This window comes from Bradyrhizobium ingae (assembly GCF_055791185.1).
Genome location: NZ_JBVUBB010000042.1, coordinates 1 through 26,614, shown reverse-complemented (window position 1 = coordinate 26,614; position 26,614 = coordinate 1). Strand labels below are relative to the sequence as shown.

Here is a 26,614-nt window from a genome sequence, read left to right as displayed (position 1 = left end):
GCATTCGCGTTGTCTTGGCGGCGCGTTGATCGTCGCCAACCGCGCGCGCTCAGGATGCTGGGCGCGCGCCGACTCTGAGGTGCAACACTGGGCGATCGACCGCAGCGGGGGATCACTCCTTCGCGGGTCCTTCCCGGGCACCCACCCCCTACGGCACGAGTGCGCCCCGAAAACGCGCCAGCCGCTCAATTTCAATCCTCACCTGACGACCCTGACATATCGCGCTCGGCATGCCGTCCAGCGTCAGGATCGATGCAATCGCGCCTGACGATCTCGATCTTTGCGGACGACTCGGGCGGCACCGGACGGCAAACCGCACGCATGAGAAACCCGCATGGCTATAGCGTTTCGGACGGCTTGGGCGACTTGGGCGGCCGGATTCCTAATCTGAAGAAAAAGGCTTCACGGAGAAAGTGCGAGCACCAGATACCATGCCACGTTCGCATGGCTCGGACGGCGCGTCAGCCCCGGCCAGCGGTGCGGCAAAGATGTGGGCAAGGGAGCGGGATCGACTTTCGAAGGCCGTGAAATTTATCCGTCAGCTTGCACCGTGCTTGCACGGACACAGTGCAAAATTACCTAGCCTCGCGGCCGAAAAGCTAAGACGTTGAATTAACAGTGAAAGAATGGCGCGCCCGGAACGATTCGAACGTCCGACCCTCAGATTCGTAGTCTGATGCTCTATCCAGCTGAGCTACGGGCGCGTGTTTCGCAAACAGTAGTGCGGGCGAACCCACACGCAGCCTCCGGACGGAGCCGGAGGGGGTGCGAAAGAGCGCTCTGACTAACCGCTCTTGTCCCGATTGGCAAGGTCTGGAAGGACGGTATTTGGGGCATTTCCAGACCGCGCTCCACCCCGTCATTCCGAGGCCAGCGAAGCGAGAACCCGGAAATCTCGTGCCCAAACCTCTGGATTCCGGGTTCGGCGCGGAGCGTCGCCCCGGAATGACAGATCGACAAGCCCCCTCGAAATGCGGCCCCGGTCGGCCGCTGGCCGACCCTACGCCCTCGCCCGCTCGTTGCGGATGGAGAGGAGTTCCACGGGGCGGTCGGGGATCACGATCCGGAAGGTGGCGCCGATGGTGCCTTCCACGAGATGGATGTCACCGCCATGGGCGCGGACGAGCTCTGCGGCGATCGCCAGCCCGAGCCCGCTGCCGCCGGGGCGGCCCGAGGTCTGGAACGCCTCGAACAGGTGCTCGCGGGTCTTTTCCGGCACGCCTGGACCGGTGTCGGAGACCTCCAGAATCGCAACCGCGCCCTCGCGCTTGCCGGTGATCCGGATCTGCTGCGGGCCGACCGCGCCCGCGGCATGCGTTTCCAGCGCCTGCGCCGCGTTGCGGACGAGGTTGAGGAGCACGCGGAACAGCTGGTCGGGATCGGCATCGATCGACAGCCCGCGCTCGATCGCGGCAACCCAGGTGATCGAGGCATCGGAGGCGAGGCCCGCGGTCTCGCGCACCTCCACGACCACCGGCTCGATCAGGATCAGGCGGCGATCCGGCGCGGCCTCCTGGGCGCGGCCGTAGGACAGGGTCGACTGGCAGAATGCGATGGCGCGCTCGAGCGAGCGCACCAGCTTTGGCGCAAAGCGCTGCACCCGCGGATCGGGCACGCTGGCAAGCTGGTCGGACAGAAGCTGCGCGGACGCTAGGAGGTTGCGCAGATCGTGGTTGATCTTGGAAACGGCAAGGCCAAGCGCTGCGAGCCGGCTCTTCTGATGCAGCATCGACATCAGGTCGCGCTGCATGTCCGACAGCTCGCGCTCGGCAACCCCGATCTCGTCACCGCGCTGGCTCGGCACGATGATTCCGGCTGAGCTCTCGGGGTTTTCATGGAAGCCGACCAGGCTCGCTGTCAGCCGCCGCATCGGCCGCACGAACAGATAATGGAGCGCGAGATAGACGAGGCCCGCGGTCAGAACCGCGATGAACAGGGCGACCACCACGACGTTGCGCGAGAAGCGGTACATCGCCTGCCGCAGCGGCAATTCGTCGGTGACGACCTCGATGAATTGCGCGTTGCCGCTCGCCGGGCCGACGATGCGGATGGCCTGGTTGCCGGTCTCAAGCATCATCTGGAAGGAGCCGGTGATCGCCTGCCATGCCGTCATCTCGCGCAAATCGATGTCGTGCTCGATCGCGGCCGGCAGTTCGGCGCTGGCGAGCAGACGGCGCTGCTGGCCCATCTTGATCGCCACCGCGCGCGCATTGATGCTTCTGAGAATCTGCCGCGACAGCGAGTCCGGGACCATGCCGAGCGGCGCGGCGTCGAGCACCAGAGCCGCGGTGTTCGCCGCGGCGACGCGGTCGTTCAGCCGGTTGACCCAGAAGTTGGCGATCGCGGGCACGTAGAGCATGCTCGCCGCGATCATCACCAGAGGGACGGTCAGCAGCAGCAGCTTGCCGGAGAGGCCGAGCCGGCGCGGGGCGCGCGGCCGCGCGGCCGCCGACGACCCCAGGCCTTGGCGCTCCGGCTCTTGGTCCCGGGGCTCCAGGTCTTGCAGGCCCCTCTGGGTCGGCTGAAGGTCTGTCGCTGACACGAATTTCGCCTTCGTTGGCCTCGACTTGTGCAGGATGCGGCCCGTCGGGCCGGCCGGTCAAATTACGGATCGCTAATCTACCGAGGTAGGATCTAGGCGCGGAAACGGCGAGTCGCTACCTCCATAGGCAAAAACCCCGCGGAAACAGCGATATTCACCAATTGGACCCGCCTCGCAGCGTTGACGAAAAGGGGACACTCCCTTATAAGCCGCGCCGAATTGTCCGCGATGACCCGGTGTGACACCGGGAGCGGCTCTTTTGGGGCCGGAAAGGGCCCGTTTTGGGCCGCATCTTTCGGACGTATCCATCAATTCCAAAGGCAAATTGCCCGGTCAGCGGAGAACAACCCGTGAAGCGGACTTATCAACCCAGCAAACTGGTGCGCAAGCGCCGTCACGGCTTCCGTGCCCGCCTCGCCACCGCCGGCGGCCGCAAGGTCCTCGCCGCCCGCCGCGCCCGCGGCCGCAAGCGTCTGAGCGCCTGAGCCGGACTGGCCCTTTTTGGGATTTCATCATGGATCGGCTGAGGCAGCGGGCGGATTTCCTCGCCGTTGCCAATGGCGCGCGGGTGAACAGGCCCGCGTTCGTCCTGCAAAGCCGTCGCCGCGATGACACCGGCCCGATTCGGGTCGGTTTTACCGTTACCAAGAAAAACGGCACTGCCACCGAGCGCAATCGCATCCGGCGCAGGCTTCGCGAACTGGTGAAGCGCTGCGACCCAGTGTCGATGCACCCCCACCATGATTATGTGCTAGTCGGCCGCAGGGACGCGCTCACGCGCGACTTCGCGGTCATGCTCGACGACCTTCGCGCGGCGTTCGCCCAGTCGCAGCGCCCAGCGACGAAGGGACGAGGGCAGAAGCCCTCACTCACGGGCCGCAAACCGGACTGATGACGAGAATCCAGAGATGACCGACAATCGCAACACCATCATCGCCGTCATTCTGTCCGGCCTGGTGCTGATCGCCTGGCAGTATTTCTACAATGTGCCGCAGATGGAGAAGCAGCGCGCGCAGCAGCAGGCGCAGGCCGAGCTGCAGAAGGGCACGCCGCAGCCGAGCTCGACGGCCTCGCCTCAGCCCGGAACCCCGACGACCACGCCGCAGGCCGGCGCGACGCCGGCACCGGCGGCGCCTTCCGCCACCAACCAGCCGGCCGTTGCCCGCGACGTCGCGATCGCAGCCAGCCCGCGCGTGAAGATCGATACCCCGCGCCTTGCCGGCAGCATCGCGCTGAAGGGCGGCCGCATCGACGATCTCGCGCTGGTGCAGTACCGCGAGACGGTCGACCCGAGCTCGCCGCCAATCATCCTCTATTCGCCGTCCGGCACCGCGCAGCCCTATTACGCCGAGTTCGGCTGGGTGCGGGGACAGGGCGTCACGGCCAAGCTGCCGGACGCCTCGACGGTCTGGCAGCAGGACGGCTCGGGCAACCTGACGCCGTCGACGCCGGTGACGCTGAAATATGACAATGGCGAGGGCCTGACCTTCCGCCGCACCATCGCGGTCGACGACCACTATCTCTTCACCATCAAGGACGAGGTGACCAATGTCGGCAACGCGCCGGTCACGCTCTATCCTTATGCGCTGATCTCGCGCCACGGCACGCCGCAGGTCTCCGGCTACTACATCCTGCATGAAGGCCTGATCGGCTATCTCGGCGAGCATGGCTTGCAGGAATACGCCTACAAGAAGATCGACGAAGCCAAGCAGGTGAACTTCAAGGCCACCGACGGCTGGCTCGGCATCACCGATAAATACTGGGCCTCGGCGCTGTTGCCCGACACGAACGCGCAGCTCCAGGCGCGCTTTTCGTCGGATCTCGCCAACAATATCCGGAGCTACCAGACCGACTATCTGCTCGATCCCGTGACCGTCGCGATCGGCGGCAGCGCGACCGCCAATGCGCGGCTGTTTGCCGGCGCCAAGGAAGCCGGCGTCGTCGGCGTGTTCCCGTTCGCGGGCCTCGGCGGCTACAACAAGGATCTCGGCCTGAACCATTTCGATCTGTTGATCGACTGGGGCTGGTTCTACTTCATCACCAAGCCGATGTTCCTGGGGCTCGACTTCTTCTACCGCTTCTTCGGCAATTTCGGCATCTCGATCCTGCTCGTGACCGTGATCGTGAAGCTGCTGTTCTTCCCGCTGGCGAACAAGTCCTACGCCTCGATGGCGAAGATGAAGTCGATCCAGCCGCAGCTTCAGTCGCTCCGCGAGCGCTATCCCGACGACAAGGTGAAGCAGCAGCAGGAGATGATGGAGATCTACCGCAAGGAGAAGATCAATCCGGTCGCCGGCTGTCTTCCCGTGGTGATCCAGATTCCCGTGTTCTTCTCGCTCTACAAGGTGCTGTTCGTCACCATCGAGATGCGCCACGCGCATTTCATCGGCTGGATCAAGGACCTCTCGGCGCCGGATCCGACCAATTTGTTCACGCTGTTCGGGCTGATCCCCTTCGATCCGACGACGATCCCGGTGTTCGGCCACTATCTGGCGCTCGGCATCTGGCCGATCATCATGGGCATCACAATGTGGTTCCAGATGAAGCTGAATCCGACGCCGCCGGATCCGACGCAGAAGATCATCTTCGACTGGATGCCCTTGATCTTCACCTTCATGCTGGCGGGCTTCCCCGCAGGCCTCGTGATCTACTGGGCCTGGAACAACACGCTCTCGGTGATCCAGCAGAGCTTCATCATGCGCCGCAACGGCGTGAAGGTGGAGCTGTTTGACAATCTCAAGGCGACGTTCGCAAAGAAGGCGACGTAGCCTCGTCGTCTTTTGCTGCCAGGCGCAACCGCCTCCACACCGTCATGCCCGGGCTTGTCCCGGGCATCCACGTTTAGAGGCTTGCTCCGTGGTGAGACGTGGATGGCCGGGACAAGCCCGGGCATGACGAGCGGTGAGACCTTCACATGAACGCAGAAACCGACGACAGGCTGATCGAAGCGGGGCGAAAGCTGTTCGCGCGCGACTGGCAGTTCATCTGGGCTTCGCCCTCGATTCAAACGCTGCCACCGATGGCGGGACTGGAGATCGCCTTTGCCGGGCGCTCGAACGTCGGCAAGTCGAGCCTGATCAACGCGCTGACCGGGCGCAACGCGCTCGCGCGCACCTCGCATACGCCGGGTCGCACCCAGGAGCTGATCTTCTTCGAGGTCCCGGGCAAGGCTGAGCTGCGCCTCGTCGATATGCCCGGCTATGGCTACGCCAAGGCCCCCAAGAGCCAGGTCGCGTCCTGGACCGAGCTGATTCACAAATTCCTGCTGGGACGCGCCTCGCTCGCCCGCGTCTACGTGCTGATCGACGCGCGGCACGGGCTCAAGGACGTCGATCTCGAAGTCCTCAAGACGCTCGACCGCTCCGCCGTCAGCTACCAGATCGTGTTGACCAAGGCCGACCAGGTGAAGGCGTCCGAGCTCCAGACCCGCATCGCCGAGACGGAAGCCTCGCTCGCCAAACATCCGGCCGCGTTTCCGAACGTCATCGCGACCTCGTCGCGCAGCTCGACCGGAATGGCCGAATTGCGCGCCGCGATGGCGAAGCTGCTGGAAGAGCGGAGCACGTGATGCCCCGCCTGCTGATCGGGCTTGCCGGTCTGATGGGCGCCGCCGGCGTGGCGCTGGCCGCGGCTGGCGCCCACGGCGCGGAGGCAAGCCGGCTCGCCACCGCAAGCGCAATGCTGCTGTTTCACGCAACTGCCATATTGGCGCTGGTTGCCTTGCTCGCGCGCGGCCTTCTGCACGGCGGAATTGGCCTCGGCGCGGCGTTCGGCTTCGTGATCGCGGCCACATTGTTCGCAGCCGACCTGACACTGCGCCAATATGCCAGCCATTCGCTGTTTCCCTATGCGGCGCCGACGGGCGGAACGCTGATGATCTTGAGCTGGCTGGCGGTGACGCTGGCGGCGGCGGTGGTACCGCGGAAATAGTGCTCTTTCTTCCTTCCCCTTGCGGGAGAAGATGGCGCGAAGCGCCGGATGAGGGGTCTCCATCCGCTCATTCTCGTTAGGGTCATTCGCGGATAGAGACCCCTCACCCGCCTCGCTTCGCTCGGCACCCTCTCCCGCAAGGGGCGAGGGTAACAACGCGCACTTTGCGCCTCGCCCGCCAATCGGATAGAACGCAGGCCGCGTTAGTCCCGCCAGCGAGATCAGTTTCATGACCGACATCTCTCCGCTCGACCAGGCCCGCATCCTGTCCGAAGCGCTGCCGCATATGCAGCAGTACGACGAGGAAACCATCGTCATCAAATATGGCGGCCATGCCATGGGCGACGAGGAGACCGCGAAGAATTTTGCCCGCGACATCGTGCTGCTCGAGCAGACCGCGATCAACCCGGTGGTCGTGCATGGCGGCGGCCCGCAGATCGCGACCATGCTCAAGCGCCTCGGCATCGTCTCGGAATTCGCAGCCGGGCTGCGCATCACCGATGCCGCAACCATCGAGATCGTCGAGATGGTGCTGGCCGGCTCCGTCAACAAGCAGATCGTCGGCTACATCAACGAAGCCGGCGGCAAGGCCGTGGGGCTGTCCGGCAAGGACGGCAACATGGTGAAGGCGTCGAAGACAACGCGCACCATCATCGATCCGGACTCGCATATCGAGAAGGCGGTCGATCTCGGCTTCGTCGGCGACCCCGAGAAGGTCGACCTCACGCTGCTCAACCAGCTGATCGGCTACGAGCTGATCCCGGTGCTGGCGCCGCTCGCGACCTCCAAGGAAGGCCTGACGCTGAACGTCAACGCCGACACCTTTGCGGGTGCGGTGGCCGGCGCGCTGAAGGCAAAGCGCCTTCTGCTGCTCACCGACGTGCCGGGCGTGCTCGACAAGTCGAAGAAGCTGATCCCGCAGCTCTCGGTGAAGGATGCGCGAAAGCTGATCGCCGACGGCACCATTTCCGGCGGCATGATCCCGAAGGTCGAGACCTGCATCTATGCGCTCGAACAGGGCGTCGAGGGCGTCGTCATCATCGACGGCAAGATGCAGCATGCGGTGCTGCTCGAGCTCTTCACCAACCAGGGCACGGGAACGCTGATCCACAAGTGATGGAAGAGCGCGAGCAGCGGAGAAAGGTCGTCATGCCCGGGCTTGACCCGGGCATCCACGCCCCTTCACACGCGCGGGCGCACGTGGATGGCCGGGACTTGTTCGTCGAGACGTGCTCCGCGCTTTCGCCCGGCCATGGCGAGCTGAGAGAGCAGCGGCACCGTCGCTCGGTATTGAGCCGCATCCTGATGACTTTGCCGGCGGCGGCCGTCTCGTTCTTCTTCTCCTCCGCCCCGGCTCTCGCCGATCTCAAGATCTGCAATCGCATGTCCTATGTCGTGGAAGCCGCGATCGGCATCGACGACAAGGCGGCGACCGCGACGCGCGGCTGGTTCCGGATCGATCCCGCCGCATGCCGCGTGGTGGTGCAGGGTACGCTGGCCGCGGACCGTATCCTGCTCCACGCCCGCGCGCTCGGCGTCTATGGCGCCTCGCCGATCCCTCAGAACGGCAGCGACATGCTGTGCATCGCGCAGGAGAATTTCGTCATCGCCGCCGCGCGCCAATGCCGCAAGACGCAAGCCGCGTTCACCCAGGTGATGCCGACGCAGGGCGACGACGGCAACCTCGTCGCCTACCTCGCCGAGGACTCCGAGTATGACGACGAGCAGGCGCGGCTCGCAGGCATCCAGCGCCTGCTGGCGATCGCCGGCTATGACGCCGGCGCGATCGACGGCGTCGATGGCCCGAAGACGCAATCAGCGCTCGCCGCCTTCCTGAAGAGCCGCGGGCTGCCATCCGACATCGCGCAGTCGCCAAACTTCTTCAAGACCATGGTCGACGCGGTGCAGACGCCGTCAACGAGCGGCCTCACCTGGTGCAACGACACCCCGCACAGGGTGATGGCAGCGGTCGCGACCGACGACGGCAAGGTGGTGACGAGCCGCGGCTGGTACCGCATCGATCCCGGCAAGTGCCTGCACCCCGACGTGGCCGGCCAGCCGAAACAGATTTTCAGCTTTGCGGAAGCCGTCGACGACGACAACCGCACCATCAAGCTGAAGGACAAACCGCTGAACTGGGGCGGCGAGAAGCAGCTCTGCACGCGCGAGACCAAGTTCGAGACCAACGAGCAGGCCGATTGCGGAACGCGCGGATTTGTGGCGTCGGGATTTGGCGTGGTGGACATGAGCAGCGGTGGCAAGACGCTGCGCTTTGCGATGCCGTGAGCGCTGTGAGTGCGCGAGTGCTATGATGATGACGGCGCCGCATCCTCTGTCGTCGTCCCGGCGAAGGCCGAGACCCATTACCACAGGATTGTGTTTGACGAAGAACGACGACCAGAGTGCCCCATTGATGGATCACGCGGTATGGGTCCTGGCTTTCGCCAGGACGGCGGTTGAGGCTGGGGCCGCTGCCGCAGTCAACGTATAGAGACTTGAAATGACCTCCCCCCGCTCCTTCACCCACATCGACACCTGGGTGTTCGACCTCGACAACACGCTCTATCCGCATCACGTCAACCTGTGGCAGCAGGTCGACGCGCGGATCGGAGAGTTCGTCAGCAACTGGCTGAACGTGACGGCTGAGGAAGCGCGCAATATCCAGAAGGACTATTACCGGCGCTTCGGCACCACCATGCGCGGCATGATGACACTGCATGGCGTGCGCGCCGACGACTACCTCGCTTATGTGCACAAGATCGACCACTCGCCGCTGGAGCCGAACCCGGCGCTCGGCGAGGCCATCGCAAAGCTTCCGGGGCGCAAGCTGATCCTGACCAACGGCTCGGTCGACCACGTCGATGCCGTGCTGTCGCGGCTCGGTCTCGCCACGCATTTCGATGCGGTCTTCGACATCATCGCGGCCGAGTTCGAGCCGAAGCCGGCGCGGCAGACGTACCAGAAATTCCTCTCCGATCACGCGGTCGACCCGACCCGGGCCGCGATGTTCGAGGACCTCGCTCGCAACCTCACCGTTCCGCACGAGCTCGGCATGACCACGGTGCTGGTGGTGCCCGACGGCACCAAAGAAGTGGTCCGCGAGGACTGGGAACTGGAAGGCCGCGGTGCCGCCCATGTCGACTATGTCACGGATGATCTGGCCGGGTTTTTGGCGGGGCTGTCACGTTGAGGCCGTAGCGGCGGTGACGCCCCAATGAAACGTCATACCCCGCGAAGGCCTTCGCGGGGCATGACGGCGAACCAAGCTTGACTCTCTCCCCTCAAATCCCGAAAAAGCCCCCCAATCCGTCACAAGTCCAGCCTTCCCGAGAGGAAATCCCGATGTCCCTCCAAGCCCTCGAATCCACCATCAACGGCGCCTTCGAGGCGCGCGACGGCATCTCGACCTCGACAAAGGGCGAGGTGCGAGAGGCCGTGGATCATGCGCTGGAGATTCTGGACAAGGGCGAGGCGCGCGTCGCCGAGCGCGAGACCGGCGGCAAGTGGAAGGTCAATCAGTGGCTGAAGAAGGCGGTGCTGCTGTCCTTCCGCCTCAACGACATGAGCGCCATTCCCGGCGGCCCCGGCAAGGCCTCGTGGTGGGACAAGGTGCCCTCGAAGTTCGACGGCTGGGGCGAGAACCGGTTTCGCGATGCCGGCTTTCGCGCGGTACCCGGCGCGATCGTGCGCCGCTCGGCCTTCATTGCCAAGAACGTCGTGCTGATGCCCTCCTTCGTCAATCTCGGCGCCTATGTCGATGAAGCGACCATGATCGACACCTGGTCGACCGTTGGCTCCTGCGCGCAGATCGGCAAGCGCGTGCACATCTCCGGCGGCGTCGGCATCGGCGGCGTGCTCGAGCCGCTGCAGGCCGAGCCGGTGATCGTCGAGGACGATTGCTTCATCGGCGCGCGCAGCGAAGTCGCCGAGGGCGTCATCGTGCGCAAGGGCGCAGTGCTGGCGATGGGCGTGTTTTTGGGCGCCTCCACCAAGATCGTCGACCGCGAGACCGGTGAGGTCTTCATCGGCGAAGTGCCGGAATATTCGGTGGTGGTGCCCGGCGCGCTGCCCGGCAAGCCCATGAAGAACGGCCAGGTGGGCCCGAGCACCGCCTGCGCCGTGATCGTCAAGCGCGTCGACGAGCGCACGCGGTCGAAGACCAGCATCAACGAGCTGCTGCGGGATTAACTTCGCGCCGCGAACGCCAAACTATAACCGTCACACTGAGGTGGCCGCTCCTTCAGCGGCCCTCGAAGGGCGATGGCCCGGCTGCATCCCGGCGATATCTCGGCCGTTCATCCTTCGAGGCTCGCTACGCGAGCGCCTCAGGATGACGGATTGGCAGGATCGAACCCAGCAATCCAATCAAGCGACCAATCACCGGGCGGCCTGCGCTGCCCGGAGCTTCTCGCATGGACTGGACCCGGTATCTCTTCCGCTTTGACGGCCGCATCTGTCGCGGCGAATTCTGGTTTGGCCTGGTCTGCCTGTTCTGCGGTCTGATGCTGGCTCTTGTGCTTGCCGCGGCTCTGATCTTCACGATCTCCGATATAAGATCGTTCAACCTCAACGTCGACGACGTCTTCAAGATCGCCGATCCCGCGGCCTGGCGGCAGCTGCGCGCGATCGAGCTTCCAATTCTCTTGATCGAAACGGTCGGGACCGGTCTTCTGCTCTGGACCTATCTGGCGATTTCCATCAAGCGTCTGCATGACCGCAACAAGAGCGGCTGGTGGATGCTGGCGTTCTTCGTCTATCCGGGCCTCTACAACCAGTTCGCAGATCGTTTGCCCGACTCCAACTGGCTCGTGCCTTTCGCCATGGCCGCGGGCATGCTGCCTTTCTGGGGCCTCATCGAGATGGGCTTTCTTCGCGGCACCCCGCGCGAAAACCGCTTCGGGCCCGACCCGCTGACGGAAGCCGAGGAGGCCGCCAAGGCTCGCTCGGCGCGGCCTTGGGACCAGCAGAGCGAGCTTCAATTTGTCCCGCCCAGCGCTAGCCCGCCCGGCGGCATGCATGTTAAGCGGGAGGCATGACCGATGCCCTATCCATTGCCCGCGATCTCATCCGCTGCCCCTCGGTAACCCCGGCCGATGCCGGTGCGCTGGGGGTGCTTGAAACGGCGCTCACGAGCGCCGGCTTCACCTGCCACCGCGTAACCTTCTCCGAAGAAGGCTTTGCCGACGTCAACAATCTCTACGCGCGGATCGGCAGCGAGGGCCCGCACATCACCTTTGCCGGCCACACCGACGTGGTGCCGCCGGGCGACGAGAGCGCCTGGAGCGTCGGCGCGTTCTCCGGCGAGGTGAAGGACGGCGTCCTGCACGGCCGCGGCGCGGTCGACATGAAGGGCGGCATCGCCTGCTCCGTCGCCGCCGTGCTGGAGCATCTCGCGGCCAATGGCGGCCAACCGCGCGCCGATGGTACTGGCTCGATCTCCTTCCTGATCACCGGCGACGAAGAAGACGTCTCGATCAACGGCACCATCAAGCTGCTGGAATGGGCCGCAGCGCGCGGCGAAAAGTTCGATCACTGCGTGCTCGGCGAGCCCTCCAATGTCGAGGCACTCGGCGACACCATCAAGGTCGGCCGCCGCGGCTCGCAGTCCGGCACGCTCCATGTCGAGGGACGACAGGGCCACGTCGCCTACCCGCACCGCGCGTCCAATCCCGTGCCCGATATCTCCCGCCTGATCGTGGCGATCTCCGACGAGCCGCTCGATCATGGCAGCGCGCAATTCCAGGCCTCCAACCTGGAATTTACCTCGGTCGATGTCGGCAATCCCGCCTACAACGTGATCCCCGGCCAGGCCCGCGCCAAGTTCAACATCCGCTACAACGACAACCACACGCAGGCGAGCCTGCGCGAGCTGGTCGAGGCGCGGCTTGCCAAAGCCTGCGGCAACCGCATCCGCGCGCATATCGTCTGGGAGCCCTCGAACTCCAACGTGTTCGTCACCAAGCCCGGCCCCTTCACCGATCTCGCAGTCGCCGCGATCGAGGAGGTGACCGGACGCAAGCCCGAGCTGTCGACATCAGGCGGCACCTCGGATGCGCGCTTCATTTCCAGCTATTGCCCGGTGATCGAGTTTGGCCTCGTCGGCCAGACCATGCACCAGATCGACGAGCGCGTGCCGGTTACGGACCTGGAGAAGCTGACGAAGGTCTATCGCGGGATTTTGGCAAGGTATTTTGCTTAGGGCGCTATTGCCGCCGTTCACTCCGCCATCGCCACCCACTCCTCCGTCATCGCCCGCGAAAGCGGGCGATCCAGTATTCCAGAGACAGTGACGATTACGGATGGGCCGCGGCGTACTGGATGCCCCGGTCAAGCCGGGGCATGACAATGGAGGGCGTGGCAAAGCCCCGTCCTCGCCCCCCTCAATAATCCACCCGCACCAGATACAGCCCCTCAGGCGGAGCGACGATGCCGCAGGCGGCGCGGTTGCGGGCGGCTAGCGCTGCGGAGAGGTCGTCGGCGCTCCAGCGGCCTTCGCCGACCCACACCAGCGAGCCTACCATCGAGCGGACCTGGCTGTGCAGGAAGGAGCGCGCCGAGGTGAGGATCGTCACCTCGCGCCCGTCGCGCAAGACGTCGAGCTGATCGAGCGTCTTCTCCGGCGACTTCGCCTGGCACTCGGTATCGCGAAAGGTCGTGAAATCGTGCTTGCCGATCAGGCGCTGCGCGGCCGCATGCATCGCATCGGTATCCAGCCTGCGCGACACGCGCCAGGCGTGGCCGACGTCGAGCGCGAGGTTGGCGCGGGTGTTGACGATGCGATAGCGGTAGTGGCGCTTGATGGCCGAGAAGCGAGCCTCGAAGGTCTCGGGCACGATCGCAGCTTCAAGCACCGCGATCGGATGCGGACGCAGATGTGCATTCAGACCGTCGCGAAGGCGATCCGGCGCAAAGGGCTTTTCAATATCGACATGCGCGACCTGGCCGAGCGCGTGCACGCCGGCATCGGTGCGGCCCGCGCCATGCACCCGCACCTCCGTGCCGCACATCGCCTTCACGGCCGTCTCGAGCGCACCCTGCACGGAAGGTTGCGTCGCCTGCACCTGCCAGCCGCAGAACGGCGCGCCGTCATATTCGATGGTGAGCTTGTAGCGGGGCATCTTGTCCAATTTCGCTGTCATCGCCCGCCGTGTGCGCAATGCGCACTGGGGCGGGCGATCCAGTACTCCGCAGCATCTTCGTTCAACCGAGAAGCCTCGGCGTACTGGATACCCCGCCTTCGCGGAGTATGACAGTGTTACGTAAATCGAGCGCCAGCCTTCAACGGCACGCCGTGCAAGAAGTCCGCCGCCTGCATCCGCGCCTTGCCCTCGCGCTGCAGCTCGATGATGCGGATCGCGCCCTCGCCGCAAGCGATGGTGAGCTGGTCGTCGAGCACGTCACCCGGCGAGCCCGAGCCCTTTGCGAGCTCACAGCGCAGGATTTTCACGCGCGCGTTTTCGCTGGCTCCCGCAAGCTCGGTCCAGGCGCCGGGAAACGGCGACAGGCCGTGGATGTGGCGCAGCACGTCGCGCGCGGGCTTGGTCCAGTCGATCCGCGCCTCAGCCTTGTCGATCTTGGCGGCGTAGGTAACGCCGTCCTCGCTCTGCTTCTTGAGCTGGAGCCCGCCGCGTTCGAGCGCGGCCGTCGCACGCACCATCAGGTCCGCCCCCAGCCGGGACAGGCGATCGTGCAGATCGGCTGCGGTCATGGTGTCCGAGATCGCAAGACGCTCGGCCATGGCGACGTCGCCGGTGTCCAGCCCCACGTCCATTTTCATGACCATCACGCCGCTCTCGGCATCGCCGGCCATGATCGCGCGGTTGATCGGCGCGGCACCGCGCCAGCGCGGCAGCAGCGAGGCATGCAGATTGTAGCAGCCGAGCTTCGGCGCATCGAGGATCGCCTGCGGCAGGATCATGCCGTAGGCGACGACGACAGCCGCATCCGCGTCGAATGCGCGAAATTCGTCGAGCGCTTCCGGCGTCTTCAGCGTCTTTGGCGTCAGTACGGGAATGCCGAGCTTTCGCGCGGCGTCTTCGACCGGCGTCGGTTGCAACTGCAGCCCGCGCCGCCCGCCCGGCTTCGGCGCGCGGGTGTAGACCGCCACGATCTCGTGGCCATGCGCGACGAGCTCGAGGAGCGTCGGCACGGAGAAGTCGGGCGTACCCATGAAGATGAGACGGAGAGGCATGACAACAACTCGGTACGTTCCCTCCCCCCTTGCGGGGGAGGGCTAGGGAGGGGGGTGCCACACGGCACACACTCGCAGCTTGAGCGCAGACTAGTTCTTCGCCCCAGATAGACTATTTCCTGGGCTACCCCCCTCCCCTGCCCTCCCCCGCAAGGGGGGAGGGAGTACAGGGGAGCACGGGCAACACCGAAATCACTCCACCGCGCGCTTGGCGGCTTTCTCGAACTTCTTGAACACGCGGTCGCGCTTGAGCTTCGACAAATAGTCGACGAACAGCACGCCGTTGAGATGGTCGATCTCGTGCTGGATGCAGGTGGCGTAGAGGCCTTCGGCATCCTCCTCGTGCAGCTTGCCGTCGAGATCGGTGAAGCGCACGCGTACCTTCGCAGGCCGCTCGACCTCCTCGTAATATTCGGGGATCGAGAGACAACCCTCCTCGTAGACCGACAGCTCCTCGGACGAGGCGACGATTTCCGGATTGATGAAGACGCGCGGCTCACGCGCGGTCTCGCCGTTCTCGTCGCGCTTGGCGAGGTCCATGGTGATCAGGCGCAGGGGTTGCGCGATCTGGATCGCCGCCAAGCCAATGCCGGGCGCGTCGTACATGGTCTCGAACATGTCGTCGGCAAGCTTGCGGATCTCCGCCGTGACCTTCTCGATCGGCTTGGAGACCAGACGCAGCTGCTTGTCGGGCAGGATGATGATTTCTCTTAAGGCCATGGCGGCGATTTAAGCCGCGCGCCGGATGCGGTCAATGCGGCCGGGAACGCCGTTAAGGATTCGCTAACCATAAAAATTAGGACTTCGTTAACCATAAAAATTCACTGCTGGTTAACCATAAACGTTCCCTCTTCGTTCGTGCCCGGCCGCGAATCGGCTAGAAGGGCTGGCATGAACGAGATCATTTTTACCGCTGGCGACTGGCCGGTGCGCACCGGCGACGCCTTGATCGGTTTCGGTATACTGGCCCTCATCCTGCTCCTGGTGATCGCCATCGTGATCGCGCGCGGCTCGCGGCGTGGCGCGGAACTCGCCATGGCCCAGACCATCCGGGCCGACGAGCTGGAGGAGCGGCTGAGCCAGATGCTGCGCGTCCAGAGCGAGGCGTCGGGCCGCGTCGACGCCATGGCGCAGACGCTCGCCGGCCGCCAGGCCGAGATGGCGCGCGCGGTCAACGAGCGGCTGGACTCGGTCACGCATCGAGTCGGTCAGTCCATGGAGCACTCGACCCGCAACACCATGGAAAGCCTGCGCGCGCTGCACGAGCGGCTCGGGATCATCGACAGTGCGCATAAGAACCTCACCGACCTCACCACGCAGGTGACGACCTTGCGCGACGTGCTCGCCAACAAGCAGTCGCGCGGCGCCTTCGGCCAGGCGCGGATGGAAGCGATCGTCCAGGACGGACTGCCGAAGGGTTCCTACGAGTTCCAGTTCACGCTCTCGACCGGCAAGCGGCCCGACTGCGTGGTGTTCCTGCCCGACCAGCGGCCGCTCTGCATCGACGCGAAATTTCCGCTGGAGGCGATGACCGCGCTGCACGATGCCCGCACCGACGAGGAGCGGCGTATCGCCACCCAGCGGCTGCGCGGCGACGTGATGAAGCATGTCACCGATATCGCCGAAAAATATCTCGTCACCGGCGAGACCCAGGAGATGGCGCTGATGTTCGTGCCATCGGAATCGGTCTATGCCGAGATCCATGACGGCTTCGATGACGTGATTCAGAAAGCCTATCGCGCCCGCGTCGTGCTGGTGTCGCCCTCGCTGCTGATGCTCGCGATCCAGGTGATGCAGCAGATCATGAAGGACGCGCGCATGCGCGATGCCGCCGACCAGATCCGCACCGAGGTGATCAAGCTCGGCGACGATCTCGGCCGCCTGCGCGACCGCGTGCTGAAACTGCAGAAGCATTTTGCCGACGTGAACGAGGACGTGCGCCAGGTCCTGATCTCCGCCGACAAGATCGAAAAGCGCGCCGGCCGCATCGAGGAGCTCGATTTCAGCAAGACGGATGCACCGGAGGGGCCGCGGCTCGTCGCGACCACGCCCGAGCTATTCCCGCGCAAGCTGCAAGCGGGGGAGTGATTGTCTTAGATGAAGTAACCAGCCACCCGCTGTCGTCGCCCGGCTTGACCGGGCGACGACACCTCACTTCTGGCAGCCAGAATCTGCTAACACCCCTCCATGACCGCACCCGACGCGACTTCCGGAACTGCCCCTGCAACCACCGACGCTCCCGCCAGTTCCTGGCGCGAGAGCCTGGCCGTGTATCTGCAGCCGCGGGTGCTGATCGTGCTGTTTCTCGGCTTCTCTTCCGGCCTGCCGCTGGCGCTGTCGGGCTCGACGCTGCTGGTATGGATGCGCGAATCCGGCGTCGATCTCGGGACCATCGGGCTGTTTGCGCTGGTCGGAACGCCCTACACGCTGAAATTCCTGTGGGCGCCGCTGGTCGATGCGCTGCACGTGCCGCTCTTCACCCGCGCCTTCGGGCGCCGTCGCGGCTGGCTGTTGTTCTCGCAGCTCCTCCTGATCGTCTCGATCCTGCTGCTGGCGCTGACCGATCCCGCGCGTTCGCCGTTCTATGTGGCGCTTGGCGCTCTGCTGGTGGCGACGACGTCCTCGACGCAGGACATCGTGGTCGACGCCTTCCGTGTCGAGAGCCTGCCCGAGAGCGAGCAGGCCGCCGGCATGGCGTCCTATGTCGCGGCCTATCGCATCGGCATGCTGGTCTCGACCGCGGGCGCGCTGTTCATCGTATCCGGCTTCGAAAGCGCCGGCCTTCCGAAGCCCTCCGCCTGGATGTGGGGCTATGTGGTGATGGCGGCGATGGTGCTGATCGGCACGATCACCGCGCTCCTTGCAACCGAGCCCGCACAATCGGCAAAGGCGGAAGCCGCAACGCAGACCGAGACCGCTTTCGCGCGCGTCCTGCACGCCGCAATCGGCGCCTTCTCGGAATTTCTGTCGCGCAAGGATGCGCTCGCCGCGCTCGCTTTCGTCGTGCTGTTCAAGTTCACCGACGCGTTCTCCGGCACGATGACGGCGCCCTTCGTGATCGACCTCGGCTTCTCCCGCAACGACTACGCGGCGATCGTGAAGGGCGTGGGGCTTGCCGCAACCCTGATCGGCGGATTTGCCGGCGGCTTCGTCGCGCGGCGCTATTCGTTGGCGACGAGCCTGTGGATCGGCGGCCTGGTGCAGGCGATCGCGAACCTGTCCTTCTCATGGCTCGCGCTGGTCGGCACCAATCAATGGGCGCTCGCCTTTGCCATCACCTGCGAGAACTTCACCAGCGCCATCGGCACCGTGATCTTCGTCGCCTATCTCTCCGCGCTGTGCCAGAACCCGCTGCACACGGCGACGCAATACGCGCTGCTCACCGCGCTCGCGGCGGTCGGGCGCACCTATCTGTCGTCAGGCGCCGGCTTCGTCGCCAAGCTGACGGGCTGGCCGATGTTCTTCATGATCTGCGTGGTTGTCGCGGTGCCCAGCCTGATCCTGCTCGCATATCTGCAGAAGCGCGGACATTTCGAGACGCTGGGGCCGATACGGGTGTAGCGGCAACCGTCATTGCGAGCGAAGCGAAGCAATCCAGACTTTCTCCGCCGTGACAATCTGGATTGCTTCGCTTCGCTCCTCGCAATGACGCCGGAGAGAATAAAGCGAGCCGTCCCCCGACTACTTCTTCACCAGGCTCCATTTCGTGATCACGGCTTCGCTCATCTGGCCGGGATCGCTCGCGCAGGTGACTTCGTCGACCTTCACGGAGATTTCCTTGCCGACGAATGATTTCAACTGCGTGGCCTGCGCGTCGCTGCTTGTGACCAGCTGGAACGTCTCGGGACCGGTCTCGAGATCGCACAGCCCGCTCGGCGCCGGCAGACGGCGCGGCTCGGACGTAATCTGATAGGTCGCAACCTTCTTGCCGTTCTTGACGTCACGCACGCGCATGGTGTTCAGCTCGCCCGAGAGCACTTCGCCGGTGTTGATCGGCTTGCCGGGCTTTGACGGCGGCGGCGCCTCATCCCCCTGCTGCGCGGCGACGGCCGGCGTCACCAGCGTCATCATCGTCGCGACCAAAGCCAGCCGTTTGGCGAATCGTTTCGTCATGTCGTCCGTTCCGTCGTCTTAAGGGAATAGCTAGAACAGGGTCCGCTGCCGCATTGCTGCCGATAGCGTACCTTCATCGAGATAATCAAGTTCTCCGCCAACCGGCACGCCATGGGCGAGCCGGGTCACCTTGACGTTGGCGTCCTGGAGCAGGTCGGTGATGTAGTGCGCCGTGGTCTGGCCGTCCACCGTCGCGTTCAGCGCCAGTATGATTTCGTGCACCTGCGGATCATGCGCGCGGGCGACCAGCGCGTCGATGGTGAGATCCTGCGGGCCGACGCCATCGAGCGGCGACAATGTCGCGCCAAGCACGTGATAGCGGCCTTGCGTCGCGTTGGCCCGCTCCAGCGCCCAGAGATCGGCGACATCGGCGACCACGACGATGATGGCGCCATCGCGACGCGGGTCGGTGCAGACCGTGCAGGGGCTTTGCGTATCGATATTGCCGCAGGTCTTGCAGACCTGAACCTTGTCGAGCGCGACCTGCAAGGCGCCCGACAGCGGCATCATCAGCGCTTCGCGCTTCTTGATCAGGTGCAGCGCGGCACGGCGCGCCGAGCGCGGCCCCAAGCCGGGCAGTCGCGCCAGAAGCTGGATCAGGCGTTCGATCTCGGGACCGGCAACGGCTCCCATGTCACTGGCCGAACAGTCCCGGCGGCAGGCCGAGCCCGCCGGTGAGCGCCTGCATCTTCTCCTGCATGGCGGCCTCCGCCTTGCGGCGCGCATCGCCCAATGCGGTGACGAGCAGATCCTCCAGCACCTCGCGCTCCTCAGCCTTCATCAGCGAAGGATCGATCCTGATGCCCTTGACGTCCATCTTCGCGGTCATGCGCACCGCAACCAGGCCGCCGCCGGAAATGCCCTCGACCTCGACATTGCCGAGCTCGTCCTGCATCGCCTGCATCTTGGATTGCAGCTGCGCCGCCTGCTTCATCATGCCGAGAAAATCAGCCATGGGTGTTCGTCCTTGGAAAGATAGGCTCAGAGATCGTCGTCGCCGTCGGAACCGTCGGGCGGATCGTCACTGCCATAGTCCGAGTTAATATTGGATTCCGGCGTCTCGGGGGCAAGCCTGCGAACCTCGACCACCTTGGCGCCGGGGAAGCGCGACAGCACCTCCTGCACGCGCGGATCGGCCTCGGCGGTGCGGGCGTGCTCCTGCTTGGCGGCCTGGTTGACCGAACGCAGCGTCGGCTGGCCCTGCTCGTTGGACACGATCACCGTCCAGCGGCGACCGGTCCAGAGCTCGAATTTGCGCGCGAGCTCGGTGATGGTGGACTTGGAGGCGTTGGGCTCGAGTGCGATCTCCAGCCGGCCCTCCTCAAAACGGACGAGGCGCAAGTCGCCTTCGAGTGCGCCCTTGGTCATGAGGTCGCGCTTTTGCCCGGCAAGCGCGACGAGCTGGGTAAAGCTCGTGATGCGCAGCGCGGGCGCCGAGCCTTGGATCTCTGGCGCGGGCGCTGCCATTTGCGGCCGCGCGCCACCGCCGAACGAGGGCGGCGACGATGAAGGCGCGCGCACCGGCGCTGCGGAGGCAACCGGCGCGGTCGGCGCACTGCGCGCGGCGCTTCCGCCGCTCACGACCGGCGAACCACCGCCGTTCTGCTCCAGCATCCTGATCGCTTCGTCCGGCGTCGGCAGGTCAGCGACATAGGCAATGCGGACCAGCACCATCTCGGCGGCGGCTGCCGGGCGCGTCGCGGCCTGCACCTCGGTGATGCCCTTGAGCAGCATCTGCCACATCCGCGACAAGACTCGCATCGAGATCTTGGATGCAAAGTCGCGCGCACGCAGCCGCTCGGTCTCGCCATAAGCGACGTTGTCGGCGGTGGCCGGCACGATCTTCACGCGGGTGACGAAGTTGACGAATTCGGCAAGGTCCGAGAGCACGACGATCGGATCGGCGCCGGTGTCGTACTGGTCGCGGAACTCCTTGAAGGCCGAAGCGATGTCGCCGCGCACCAGCGAATCGAAGAGGTCGATGACGCGGGTGCGGTCGGCGAGGCCCAGCATCTGCCGCACGGCCTCCGCTTTCACCTGGCCCGCCGCATGGGCGATCGCCTGGTCGAGCAGCGACAGCGAATCGCGCACGGAACCTTCCGCCGCGCGTGCGATGATGCCGAGCGCCTCGGGCTCGATTTCGACGCTTTCCTTCGCCGCGATGCTGGCGAGGTGCTTCATCAGCACATCCGCCTCGACGCGGCGAAGATCAAAACGCTGGCAGCGCGACAGCACGGTGACCGGAACCTTGCGGATCTCGGTGGTCGCGAACACGAACTTGGCGTGCTCCGGCGGTTCCTCCAGCGTCTTCAGAAAGGCGTTGAACGCCGCCGTCGACAGCATGTGGACTTCGTCGATGATGTAGACCTTGTAGCGGGCGCTGGCCGGGGCATAGCGCACGCTGTCGTTGATCTGGCGAACGTCATCGACGCCGGTGTGTGACGCGGCGTCCATCTCCAGCACGTCCATGTGCCGGCTTTCCATGATCGCCTGGCAATGCACGCCCAGCGTCGGCATGTGGATGGTCGGGCCCTTCACCGAGCCGTCCGGCATCTCGTAGTTGAGCGCGCGGGCAAGAATGCGCGCGGTGGTGGTCTTGCCGACGCCGCGGACGCCGGTGAGGATCCAGGCCTGCGGGATGCGCCCGGTCTCGAACGCGTTGGAGACGGTGCGGACAACGGCCTCCTGGCCGATCAGATCGTCGAAGCTGGAGGGGCGGTATTTTCGCGCCAGCACCCGGTACGGCGTTCCCGGCTGGGCACCGAGTGCAAAGCCAGGCTGGCTGGCGCTGTCGGGGTTTGTCGGGGCGCCGGCGTCGGTCATCGGTCGATCCGCAATGAAATGTCTCTCGGCCGGCTTTTGCGGAAAGGAGCGCGCTGGCGGGGAGCCCGCCGGCGCAATTCGCTCGAAAAAACAGGTAGGAGACTGACGAGCGACCCGATCCGGACCTCGTTAGGGCTGCTTCCTTCCGGACCTGACCCGGTTGGCGAGTGGCTCGTCCACCGCCAATCTCCCGGTCCCTATTTGGGGCCAAAAGGGTCGGAAAGCAAGCGGGTATCGGGCGGCTATCAGCCTGCCCAGCATGCGGGCATCTCCCTGCTCCTGCCGCCGAGAGGCTGTGCTTTCGCGGACGGGGCTGCCTTGGTAAGAAACCTGCCGGAACTTCACCCAACCAGAAAAGCGATACAAAAAATGGTTACACGTCGTGATGTTGCATCGATTGTCGGGCTTGGCGCGGTCGGCGCGGCAATAGCGGCGGGCGCGTCCCCGGCGGCGGCGCAGACGGCCCCCGATTCCAATGAATCCACTTTCGCGCGCATCCGCCGCACCAAGAAGATGCGGATCGGCGCAGTCAATGGCGGCGCGCCCTACTACATGAAGGACCTCGCCAGCGGGCAGTGGAAGGGTTTTTACATCGACATCGCCAAGGCGCTCGCCGACGACATGGAAGCCGAACTTGAGATCACCGAGACGACCTGGGGCAATTCGGTGCTCGATCTCCAGTCCAACAAGATCGACATCTTCTTCGGCCTCAACCCGACCCCAAAGCGCGCACTTGTGGTCGATTTCTCGATTCCCGTCTTCAACAACGCCTTCGGCTTCCTTGCGAAAAAGGATTTCAAGCCGAAGACCTGGGCCGAGCTGAACTCGCCCGACATCAAGATCGCCGTCGACCAGGGCTCCTCGCACGACCAGGTCGTGAGCCGCCTGATCCCGAAGGCGCAGATCTCGCGCCTGAAGACGGCGGATGATGCCACCGCCGCGCTGCAGACCGGCCGCGTCGACGCGCAGTGCCTGATCACCATGCTGTCGCTGACGGTGCTGAAGAAGAATCCCTCGCTCGGCCAGTTCGTGCTGCCGACGCCGATCTTCGCCACCACCTCCAACGCCGGCTTCCGCCGCGAGACCGACAAGACCTGGCGCGACTACGTCAACACCTGGATCGACTTCAACAAGGGCCTCGGCTTCATCCGCACCGCGATCCTCACCAACATGGAGCTCGTGGGCGTGACGGAGGCCGACATCCCGCCGGGCGTGACGTTGTAGCTTTGATGAAGCGAGGACGAACTCGATCCGCGGATGGTGCTGCGCCCCCTCTCCCGCTTGCGGGACAGGGTTGGGGTGAGGGTGCCTCCACAATCGAGAACCCCAAGATGGGGAGAGCCCTCACCCGGCGCTTCGCGCCGACCTCTCCCGTAAGCGGGAGAGGTGCAACGAGCGCGTGGCGCGACCGTTGCAACCTTTCGAGCGGCTGAGTGAGTTAGGCGCACATGTATCAGTGGGACTTCGGTATCCTCTGGAGCTATCGCTGGCTCTTCCTGAACGGGCTCGGCGTCACCGTCGGCTTCACCGTGGTCATCGTGCTGCTCGGGCTGGTGTTCGGCCTCATCGCCGCGCTCGCGATGCTGTCGCGCTTTGGTTGGCTGCGCGGCATTGCACTGACCTTCGTCGAGGCGTTCCGCTGCACGCCGATCCTGGTGCAGCTGATCTGGTTCTACTACGCGCTGCCGATCCTCGCCGGTGTCGAGATGACGCCGATCACGGCCTCGGCGCTGGCGCTGTCGCTCTATGGCGGCTCGTTCTATTCCGAAATCATCCGCGGCGGCATCGTCTCGATCGACAGCGGCCAGTCGGAAGCGGGCGCCGCGCTCGGCATGACGCCGCGCCAGGCCATGATGCGCATCGTCCTGCCGCAGGCGATCAAGCGCATGATTCCGGCGCTGATGAACCAGTCGATCATCCAGTTCAAGAACACCTCGCTGGTCTCGGTGCTGGCGGTGCCCGACCTCGTTTATCAAAGCCAGGTCGCCGCGCATGACAGCTACCGGCCGCTCGAGACCTACACGGCGGTGGCACTCGCCTATGCCGCGATCCTGATCCCCCTGACCATCATCGTGCGGCGGGGCGAGAAGCGTCTGGCGGTCAGCGAATGAGCGAGACGTCAAAAATCGAGATCCACGGCTTGCGCAAAAGCTTCGGCAGCAACGAGGTGCTGAAGAACATCAACCTCGACGTCGCCAAGGGCGGCGTGGTCGCGCTGATCGGGCCTTCGGGCTCCGGCAAGTCGACCCTGCTCCGCTGCATCAACCTGCTGGTTGTACCTGATGGCGGCAGCGTCCGCGTCGGCGAGACGCGGTTCGCGTTCGGTGAAGGTGCGAAGTTGCCTGACGTGAAGACGCTGGCAAAATTCCGCGCCACCACCGGCATGGTGTTCCAGCATTTTAATCTCTTCCCGCACATGACAACGTTGCAGAACGTGATGGAGGGACCGGTCACGGTGCGCCGCATGCCGAAGTCAGACGCCGAGAAGCTGGCCCGAGCGCAACTGGCAAAGGTCGGGCTCCTGGAAAAAGCCGATCAGTATCCGGCAACGCTGTCGGGCGGACAGAAGCAGCGTGTCGCGATCGCGCGGGCGCTCGCCATGGAGCCGGAAGTGATGCTGTTCGATGAAGCGACCTCCGCGCTAGATCCCGAGCTCGTCGGCGAGGTGCTGGGCGTGATGCAGCAGCTCGCCTCCGAAGGCATGACCATGGTGATCGTGACTCACGAGATCGCCTTTGCCCGCGAGGTCGCCGATCGCGTCGTGTTCATGCGCGACGGTGTCGTGGTCGAGGACGGCCCGGCGCGGCAGGTGATCGACAGCCCGCGCGAGGCCGCGACGCGCGCCTTCCTCAGCCATTTCCACCGCACCGGCGCGTTGCCGCCGGCCACCACAGCATCCTGATGTCAGATATCGATCGCGTCTATCTCGTCACCGGTGCCGCCAGCGGTATCGGCCGCGCCACGGCAAAGCTGCTCGCCGCGCCCGGCATCGGGCTCGTTCTGCATACGCGTTCGAACGAGGACGGACTTAGGGCGACCGCGGCGGACGCCGAAGCATGCGGTGCGGTCGTTGCAACATGTCTCGGCGATCTCGCCAATGAAGTGGCTGTGACGCTTGCATGCGCGACTGCGCATCTCAATTTTGGCCGGCTTGACGGATTGATCCTGGTTGGAGGCCACGCCCGGCGCGGCAGTGCGATCGGCACGCCCGCGGATCAATTCCAGCAGGCGATGGACGAATCCGCTCTCGCCTTCACGCGTTTCGTCAAGGTCGCGCTTCCGCAGCTGCGTGCTGGGCGAGATGCGCGGATCGTCGCCGTTTCCTCCTTCGTCGCGCATGCGATCCGGCCCGAATTTGCACCGTTTGCAGCGACAGCCGCGAGCCGCTCCGCGCTGGAAGCCTTGGTGCGCCTCACCGCGGTCGAGCTGGCCGGCGACGGCATCACCGTCAATGCGGTTTCGCCTGGTCTCATCGTCAAGGACAAGCCAAACGAGAGCAGGCTTTCGCCCGAGCAGATCGCCGCGACCGAAGCGCTGATCCCGATGCGCCGCCGCGGGCGTCCGGAGGAAGTGGCCGAGATCATCGCCTTCCTGGCGTCACCGAAGGCATCCTACGTCACCGGCCAAGTCTGGCACGTCAATGGAGGCCTGACATGACAGAAGTGACCGTCGAGCGTCTCAGGCTGTTCCTGATCGAAAGCCCGATCAAGATGGCCCGCCTTCAGGGCGTCGGCAACGTCAAGGGCACGGTGAAGCGCGTGCTGCTCGAGCTCACCGCAACCGACGGCGTGGTCGGCTGGGGCGAAGCGGCGCCGTGGGAAGTGTTTACGGGAACGCCGGAGGCGGCGTTTTCGGCGCTCGACATCTATCTGCGACCGATCGTGCTCGGCAAACCGGTGCGCCGCATCCGCGCGCTGATGGCCGAGCTCGATCGCGCGCTGGTCGGCCACGTGGAAGCAAAAGCCGCGATCGAGATGGCGCTGCTCGACATCGTCGGCAAATCGGCGGGACTTTCGGTCGCCGACCTGCTCGGCGGCCGCGTGCGCGACACGATCCCCCTCTCCTTTTCGATTGCCGATCCCGATTTCGTCGCCGACCTCGAGCGCATGCGCAGAATGGTCCCGGACGGCAACGTCATCTACAAGGTCAAGACCGGCGTGAAGCCGCATCGCGAGGACCTCGATCACCTCGCGGCGATCAGAAAAGAATTCGGCGACAAGGTCGATCTTCGCGTCGACTACAACCAGGCCCTGGCGCCGTTCGGCGCCATCAAGATCTTGCGCGACGTCGAGCAGTCTTCGCCGACCTTCATCGAGCAGCCGGTGCCGCGCAGATATCTCGACGTGATGGCACAGCTGACGTCGGCGCTGGAAACGCCCGTTCTCGCCGACGAGAGCTGCTTCGATCGCCGCGACATGATGGAGGTGGTGCGCCGGCAAGCCGCGGACGCCGTGTCCATCAAGCTGATGAAGGCCGGCGGCCTGTTCGAGGCGCAGGCCATCATGGCGATCGCCGACGTCGCAGGCCTGCCCGGCTATGGCGGCACGCTGTGGGAAGGCGGCATCGGGCTCGCCGCCGGCACGCAGCTCATTGCGGCAACGCCCGGCATCTCGCTCGGCTGCGAATTCTACATGCCACATCACGTGCTGACCGAGGACGTGCTGGAGGAGCGCATTCCCAACCGCGCCGGCCATGTCGTCGTGCCCGACGGTCCAGGCCTCGGCATCCGCGTCAGCGAAGCCTCGGTCCGTGCCAACGCGCGCGTGATCGCGGAGGGGTAGCCGCAATTTCGCTGTCGTCCCGGGCAAGCGTAAGCGCAGACCCGGGACCCATAATCACAGGATTGGGTTTGGCGAAGACTCGGGGTTACCAACTCGCGCCATAACTCCTCCCTGGGGTGATGGTGTGGACGGCCCCCTACGGCATCAGTGTGCCAGAATGAGGTTGTCAGAAACTCATTCACAGGAGCCGTCCGTGAGCCAGATTATCCGTATTGGGATGGATACGTCGAAGTA

General features: G+C 64.9%; 26 protein-coding genes, 1 tRNA gene and 1 other RNA gene. 18 read left to right on the top strand and 10 right to left on the bottom strand.

The features are described 5' to 3' along the window. Positions 1–627: 627 nt before the first annotated feature. Together ACV1FX_RS35960 and ACV1FX_RS35955 are read right to left on the bottom strand one after the other, a co-directional pair. Positions 628–704 (bottom strand) — tRNA-Arg (locus tag ACV1FX_RS35960). 296 nt (positions 705–1,000) lie between these two features. Beyond that, positions 1,001–2,542, bottom strand: coding sequence for an ATP-binding protein (locus ACV1FX_RS35955; RefSeq protein WP_473122269.1), 1,542 nt, complete (start codon positions 2,540–2,542; stop codon positions 1,001–1,003). Positions 2,543–2,892: 350 nt separating this feature from the next. Here ACV1FX_RS35955 and rpmH point away from each other — a divergent pair, with 350 nt between their 5' ends. The 11 genes from rpmH to dapE all read left to right on the top strand — a co-directional run bounded on the left by rpmH (position 2,893) and on the right by dapE (position 12,671). Further along, a complete protein-coding gene (gene rpmH / locus ACV1FX_RS35950; RefSeq protein WP_008542748.1) occupies positions 2,893–3,027 on the top strand; it encodes a 50S ribosomal protein L34 in 135 nt (44 codons plus the stop codon). Positions 3,028–3,056: 29 nt separating this feature from the next. Continuing rightward, entirely contained in the window at positions 3,057–3,434 is a 378-nt protein-coding gene (gene rnpA / locus ACV1FX_RS35945; RefSeq protein ID WP_473122268.1) for a ribonuclease P protein component, read from the top strand. 16 nt (positions 3,435–3,450) lie between these two features. Continuing rightward, the gene (yidC, locus tag ACV1FX_RS35940; RefSeq protein ID WP_473122267.1) at positions 3,451–5,310 is read left to right on the top strand and encodes a membrane protein insertase YidC; all 1,860 of its coding nucleotides are present in this window, start codon (positions 3,451–3,453) and stop codon (positions 5,308–5,310) included. Positions 5,311–5,456: 146 nt separating this feature from the next. After that, positions 5,457–6,110, top strand: a complete 654-nt coding sequence (yihA, locus tag ACV1FX_RS35935) for a ribosome biogenesis GTP-binding protein YihA/YsxC (RefSeq protein ID WP_473122266.1) — start codon at positions 5,457–5,459, stop codon at positions 6,108–6,110. Next, the gene (locus ACV1FX_RS35930; RefSeq protein WP_473122265.1) at positions 6,110–6,472 is read left to right on the top strand and encodes a DUF423 domain-containing protein; all 363 of its coding nucleotides are present in this window, start codon (positions 6,110–6,112) and stop codon (positions 6,470–6,472) included. Before yihA ends, ACV1FX_RS35930 begins: the two co-directional genes overlap by 1 nt. Before the next feature lie 229 nt (positions 6,473–6,701). Then, the gene (argB, locus tag ACV1FX_RS35925) at positions 6,702–7,589 is read left to right on the top strand and encodes an acetylglutamate kinase (RefSeq protein WP_270163739.1); all 888 of its coding nucleotides are present in this window, start codon (positions 6,702–6,704) and stop codon (positions 7,587–7,589) included. Between the two features lie 188 nt (positions 7,590–7,777). After that, positions 7,778–8,758 carry a DUF1036 domain-containing protein gene (locus ACV1FX_RS35920; protein ID WP_473122305.1) on the top strand — a complete coding sequence of 327 codons (981 nt, stop codon included), beginning with the start codon at positions 7,778–7,780 and terminating at the stop codon, positions 8,756–8,758. A 214-nt stretch (positions 8,759–8,972) separates the two neighbouring features. After that, positions 8,973–9,662, top strand: a complete 690-nt coding sequence (locus tag ACV1FX_RS35915; RefSeq protein ID WP_473122264.1) for a pyrimidine 5'-nucleotidase — start codon at positions 8,973–8,975, stop codon at positions 9,660–9,662. A gap of 152 nt (positions 9,663–9,814) precedes the next feature. Then, the gene (gene dapD / locus ACV1FX_RS35910) at positions 9,815–10,660 is read left to right on the top strand and encodes a 2,3,4,5-tetrahydropyridine-2,6-dicarboxylate N-succinyltransferase (protein WP_473122263.1); all 846 of its coding nucleotides are present in this window, start codon (positions 9,815–9,817) and stop codon (positions 10,658–10,660) included. A gap of 224 nt (positions 10,661–10,884) precedes the next feature. Beyond that, the gene (locus tag ACV1FX_RS35905) at positions 10,885–11,508 is read left to right on the top strand and encodes a DUF805 domain-containing protein (RefSeq protein ID WP_473122262.1); all 624 of its coding nucleotides are present in this window, start codon (positions 10,885–10,887) and stop codon (positions 11,506–11,508) included. Beyond that, positions 11,505–12,671 (top strand): succinyl-diaminopimelate desuccinylase, encoded by a 1,167-nt coding sequence (gene dapE, locus ACV1FX_RS35900; RefSeq protein WP_473122261.1) that lies wholly within the window; start codon positions 11,505–11,507, stop codon positions 12,669–12,671. Before ACV1FX_RS35905 ends, dapE begins: the two co-directional genes overlap by 4 nt. 181 nt (positions 12,672–12,852) lie before the next feature. Here dapE and truA read toward each other — a convergent pair whose 3' ends face one another. The 3 genes from truA to def all read right to left on the bottom strand — a co-directional run bounded on the left by truA (position 12,853) and on the right by def (position 15,383). Next, the gene (truA, locus tag ACV1FX_RS35895) at positions 12,853–13,590 is read right to left on the bottom strand and encodes a tRNA pseudouridine(38-40) synthase TruA (protein ID WP_473122304.1); all 738 of its coding nucleotides are present in this window, start codon (positions 13,588–13,590) and stop codon (positions 12,853–12,855) included. Between the two features lie 137 nt (positions 13,591–13,727). Beyond that, positions 13,728–14,663 (bottom strand): methionyl-tRNA formyltransferase, encoded by a 936-nt coding sequence (gene fmt, locus ACV1FX_RS35890; RefSeq protein WP_473122260.1) that lies wholly within the window; start codon positions 14,661–14,663, stop codon positions 13,728–13,730. Positions 14,664–14,855: 192 nt separating this feature from the next. After that, a complete protein-coding gene (def, locus tag ACV1FX_RS35885) occupies positions 14,856–15,383 on the bottom strand; it encodes a peptide deformylase (protein WP_473122259.1) in 528 nt (175 codons plus the stop codon). A 171-nt stretch (positions 15,384–15,554) separates the two neighbouring features. On the opposite strand from def, the gene ACV1FX_RS35880 reads away from it, so the two are divergent. Both ACV1FX_RS35880 and ACV1FX_RS35875 read left to right on the top strand, forming a co-directional pair. Beyond that, complete coding sequence (locus ACV1FX_RS35880; protein ID WP_473122258.1) at positions 15,555–16,751, top strand: DNA recombination protein RmuC; 1,197 nt, start codon at positions 15,555–15,557, stop codon at positions 16,749–16,751. Between the two features lie 99 nt (positions 16,752–16,850). Beyond that, complete coding sequence (locus ACV1FX_RS35875) at positions 16,851–18,224, top strand: AmpG family muropeptide MFS transporter (protein WP_473122257.1); 1,374 nt, start codon at positions 16,851–16,853, stop codon at positions 18,222–18,224. Positions 18,225–18,344: 120 nt separating this feature from the next. Here ACV1FX_RS35875 and ACV1FX_RS35870 read toward each other — a convergent pair whose 3' ends face one another. The 5 genes from ACV1FX_RS35870 to ffs all read right to left on the bottom strand — a co-directional run bounded on the left by ACV1FX_RS35870 (position 18,345) and on the right by ffs (position 21,790). Next, positions 18,345–18,776: a hypothetical protein gene (locus ACV1FX_RS35870; RefSeq protein WP_473122256.1), complete on the bottom strand. Its 432-nt coding sequence runs from the start codon at positions 18,774–18,776 to the stop codon at positions 18,345–18,347. A 30-nt stretch (positions 18,777–18,806) separates the two neighbouring features. Then, the gene (gene recR, locus ACV1FX_RS35865) at positions 18,807–19,409 is read right to left on the bottom strand and encodes a recombination mediator RecR (RefSeq protein ID WP_473122255.1); all 603 of its coding nucleotides are present in this window, start codon (positions 19,407–19,409) and stop codon (positions 18,807–18,809) included. Between the two features lies 1 nt (position 19,410). Beyond that, positions 19,411–19,731, bottom strand: coding sequence for a YbaB/EbfC family nucleoid-associated protein (locus ACV1FX_RS35860; protein ID WP_254100560.1), 321 nt, complete (start codon positions 19,729–19,731; stop codon positions 19,411–19,413). Positions 19,732–19,757: 26 nt separating this feature from the next. Beyond that, entirely contained in the window at positions 19,758–21,599 is a 1,842-nt protein-coding gene (locus tag ACV1FX_RS35855) for a DNA polymerase III subunit gamma/tau (RefSeq protein WP_473122254.1), read from the bottom strand. Between the two features lie 94 nt (positions 21,600–21,693). Continuing rightward, an RNA gene (gene ffs, locus ACV1FX_RS35850) (signal recognition particle sRNA small type) lies at positions 21,694–21,790 on the bottom strand. A gap of 178 nt (positions 21,791–21,968) precedes the next feature. Here ffs and ACV1FX_RS35845 point away from each other — a divergent pair. The 5 genes from ACV1FX_RS35845 (at position 21,969) to ACV1FX_RS35825 (ending at position 26,380) form a co-directional block, all read left to right on the top strand. Further along, on the top strand, positions 21,969–22,823 hold the full coding sequence (locus tag ACV1FX_RS35845) for a transporter substrate-binding domain-containing protein (protein WP_473122253.1): 855 nt from the start codon (positions 21,969–21,971) through the stop codon (positions 22,821–22,823). A 224-nt stretch (positions 22,824–23,047) separates the two neighbouring features. Then, positions 23,048–23,710 carry an amino acid ABC transporter permease gene (locus tag ACV1FX_RS35840; RefSeq protein ID WP_473122252.1) on the top strand — a complete coding sequence of 221 codons (663 nt, stop codon included), beginning with the start codon at positions 23,048–23,050 and terminating at the stop codon, positions 23,708–23,710. Then, positions 23,707–24,501, top strand: coding sequence for an amino acid ABC transporter ATP-binding protein (locus ACV1FX_RS35835; protein WP_473122251.1), 795 nt, complete (start codon positions 23,707–23,709; stop codon positions 24,499–24,501). The genes ACV1FX_RS35840 and ACV1FX_RS35835 overlap by 4 nt, the downstream gene beginning before the upstream one ends. Beyond that, on the top strand, positions 24,501–25,256 hold the full coding sequence (locus ACV1FX_RS35830) for an SDR family NAD(P)-dependent oxidoreductase (protein ID WP_473122250.1): 756 nt from the start codon (positions 24,501–24,503) through the stop codon (positions 25,254–25,256). The genes ACV1FX_RS35835 and ACV1FX_RS35830 overlap by 1 nt, the downstream gene beginning before the upstream one ends. After that, entirely contained in the window at positions 25,253–26,380 is a 1,128-nt protein-coding gene (locus ACV1FX_RS35825) for a muconate cycloisomerase family protein (protein WP_473122249.1), read from the top strand. The genes ACV1FX_RS35830 and ACV1FX_RS35825 overlap by 4 nt, the downstream gene beginning before the upstream one ends. Positions 26,381–26,614: the final 234 nt, after the last annotated feature.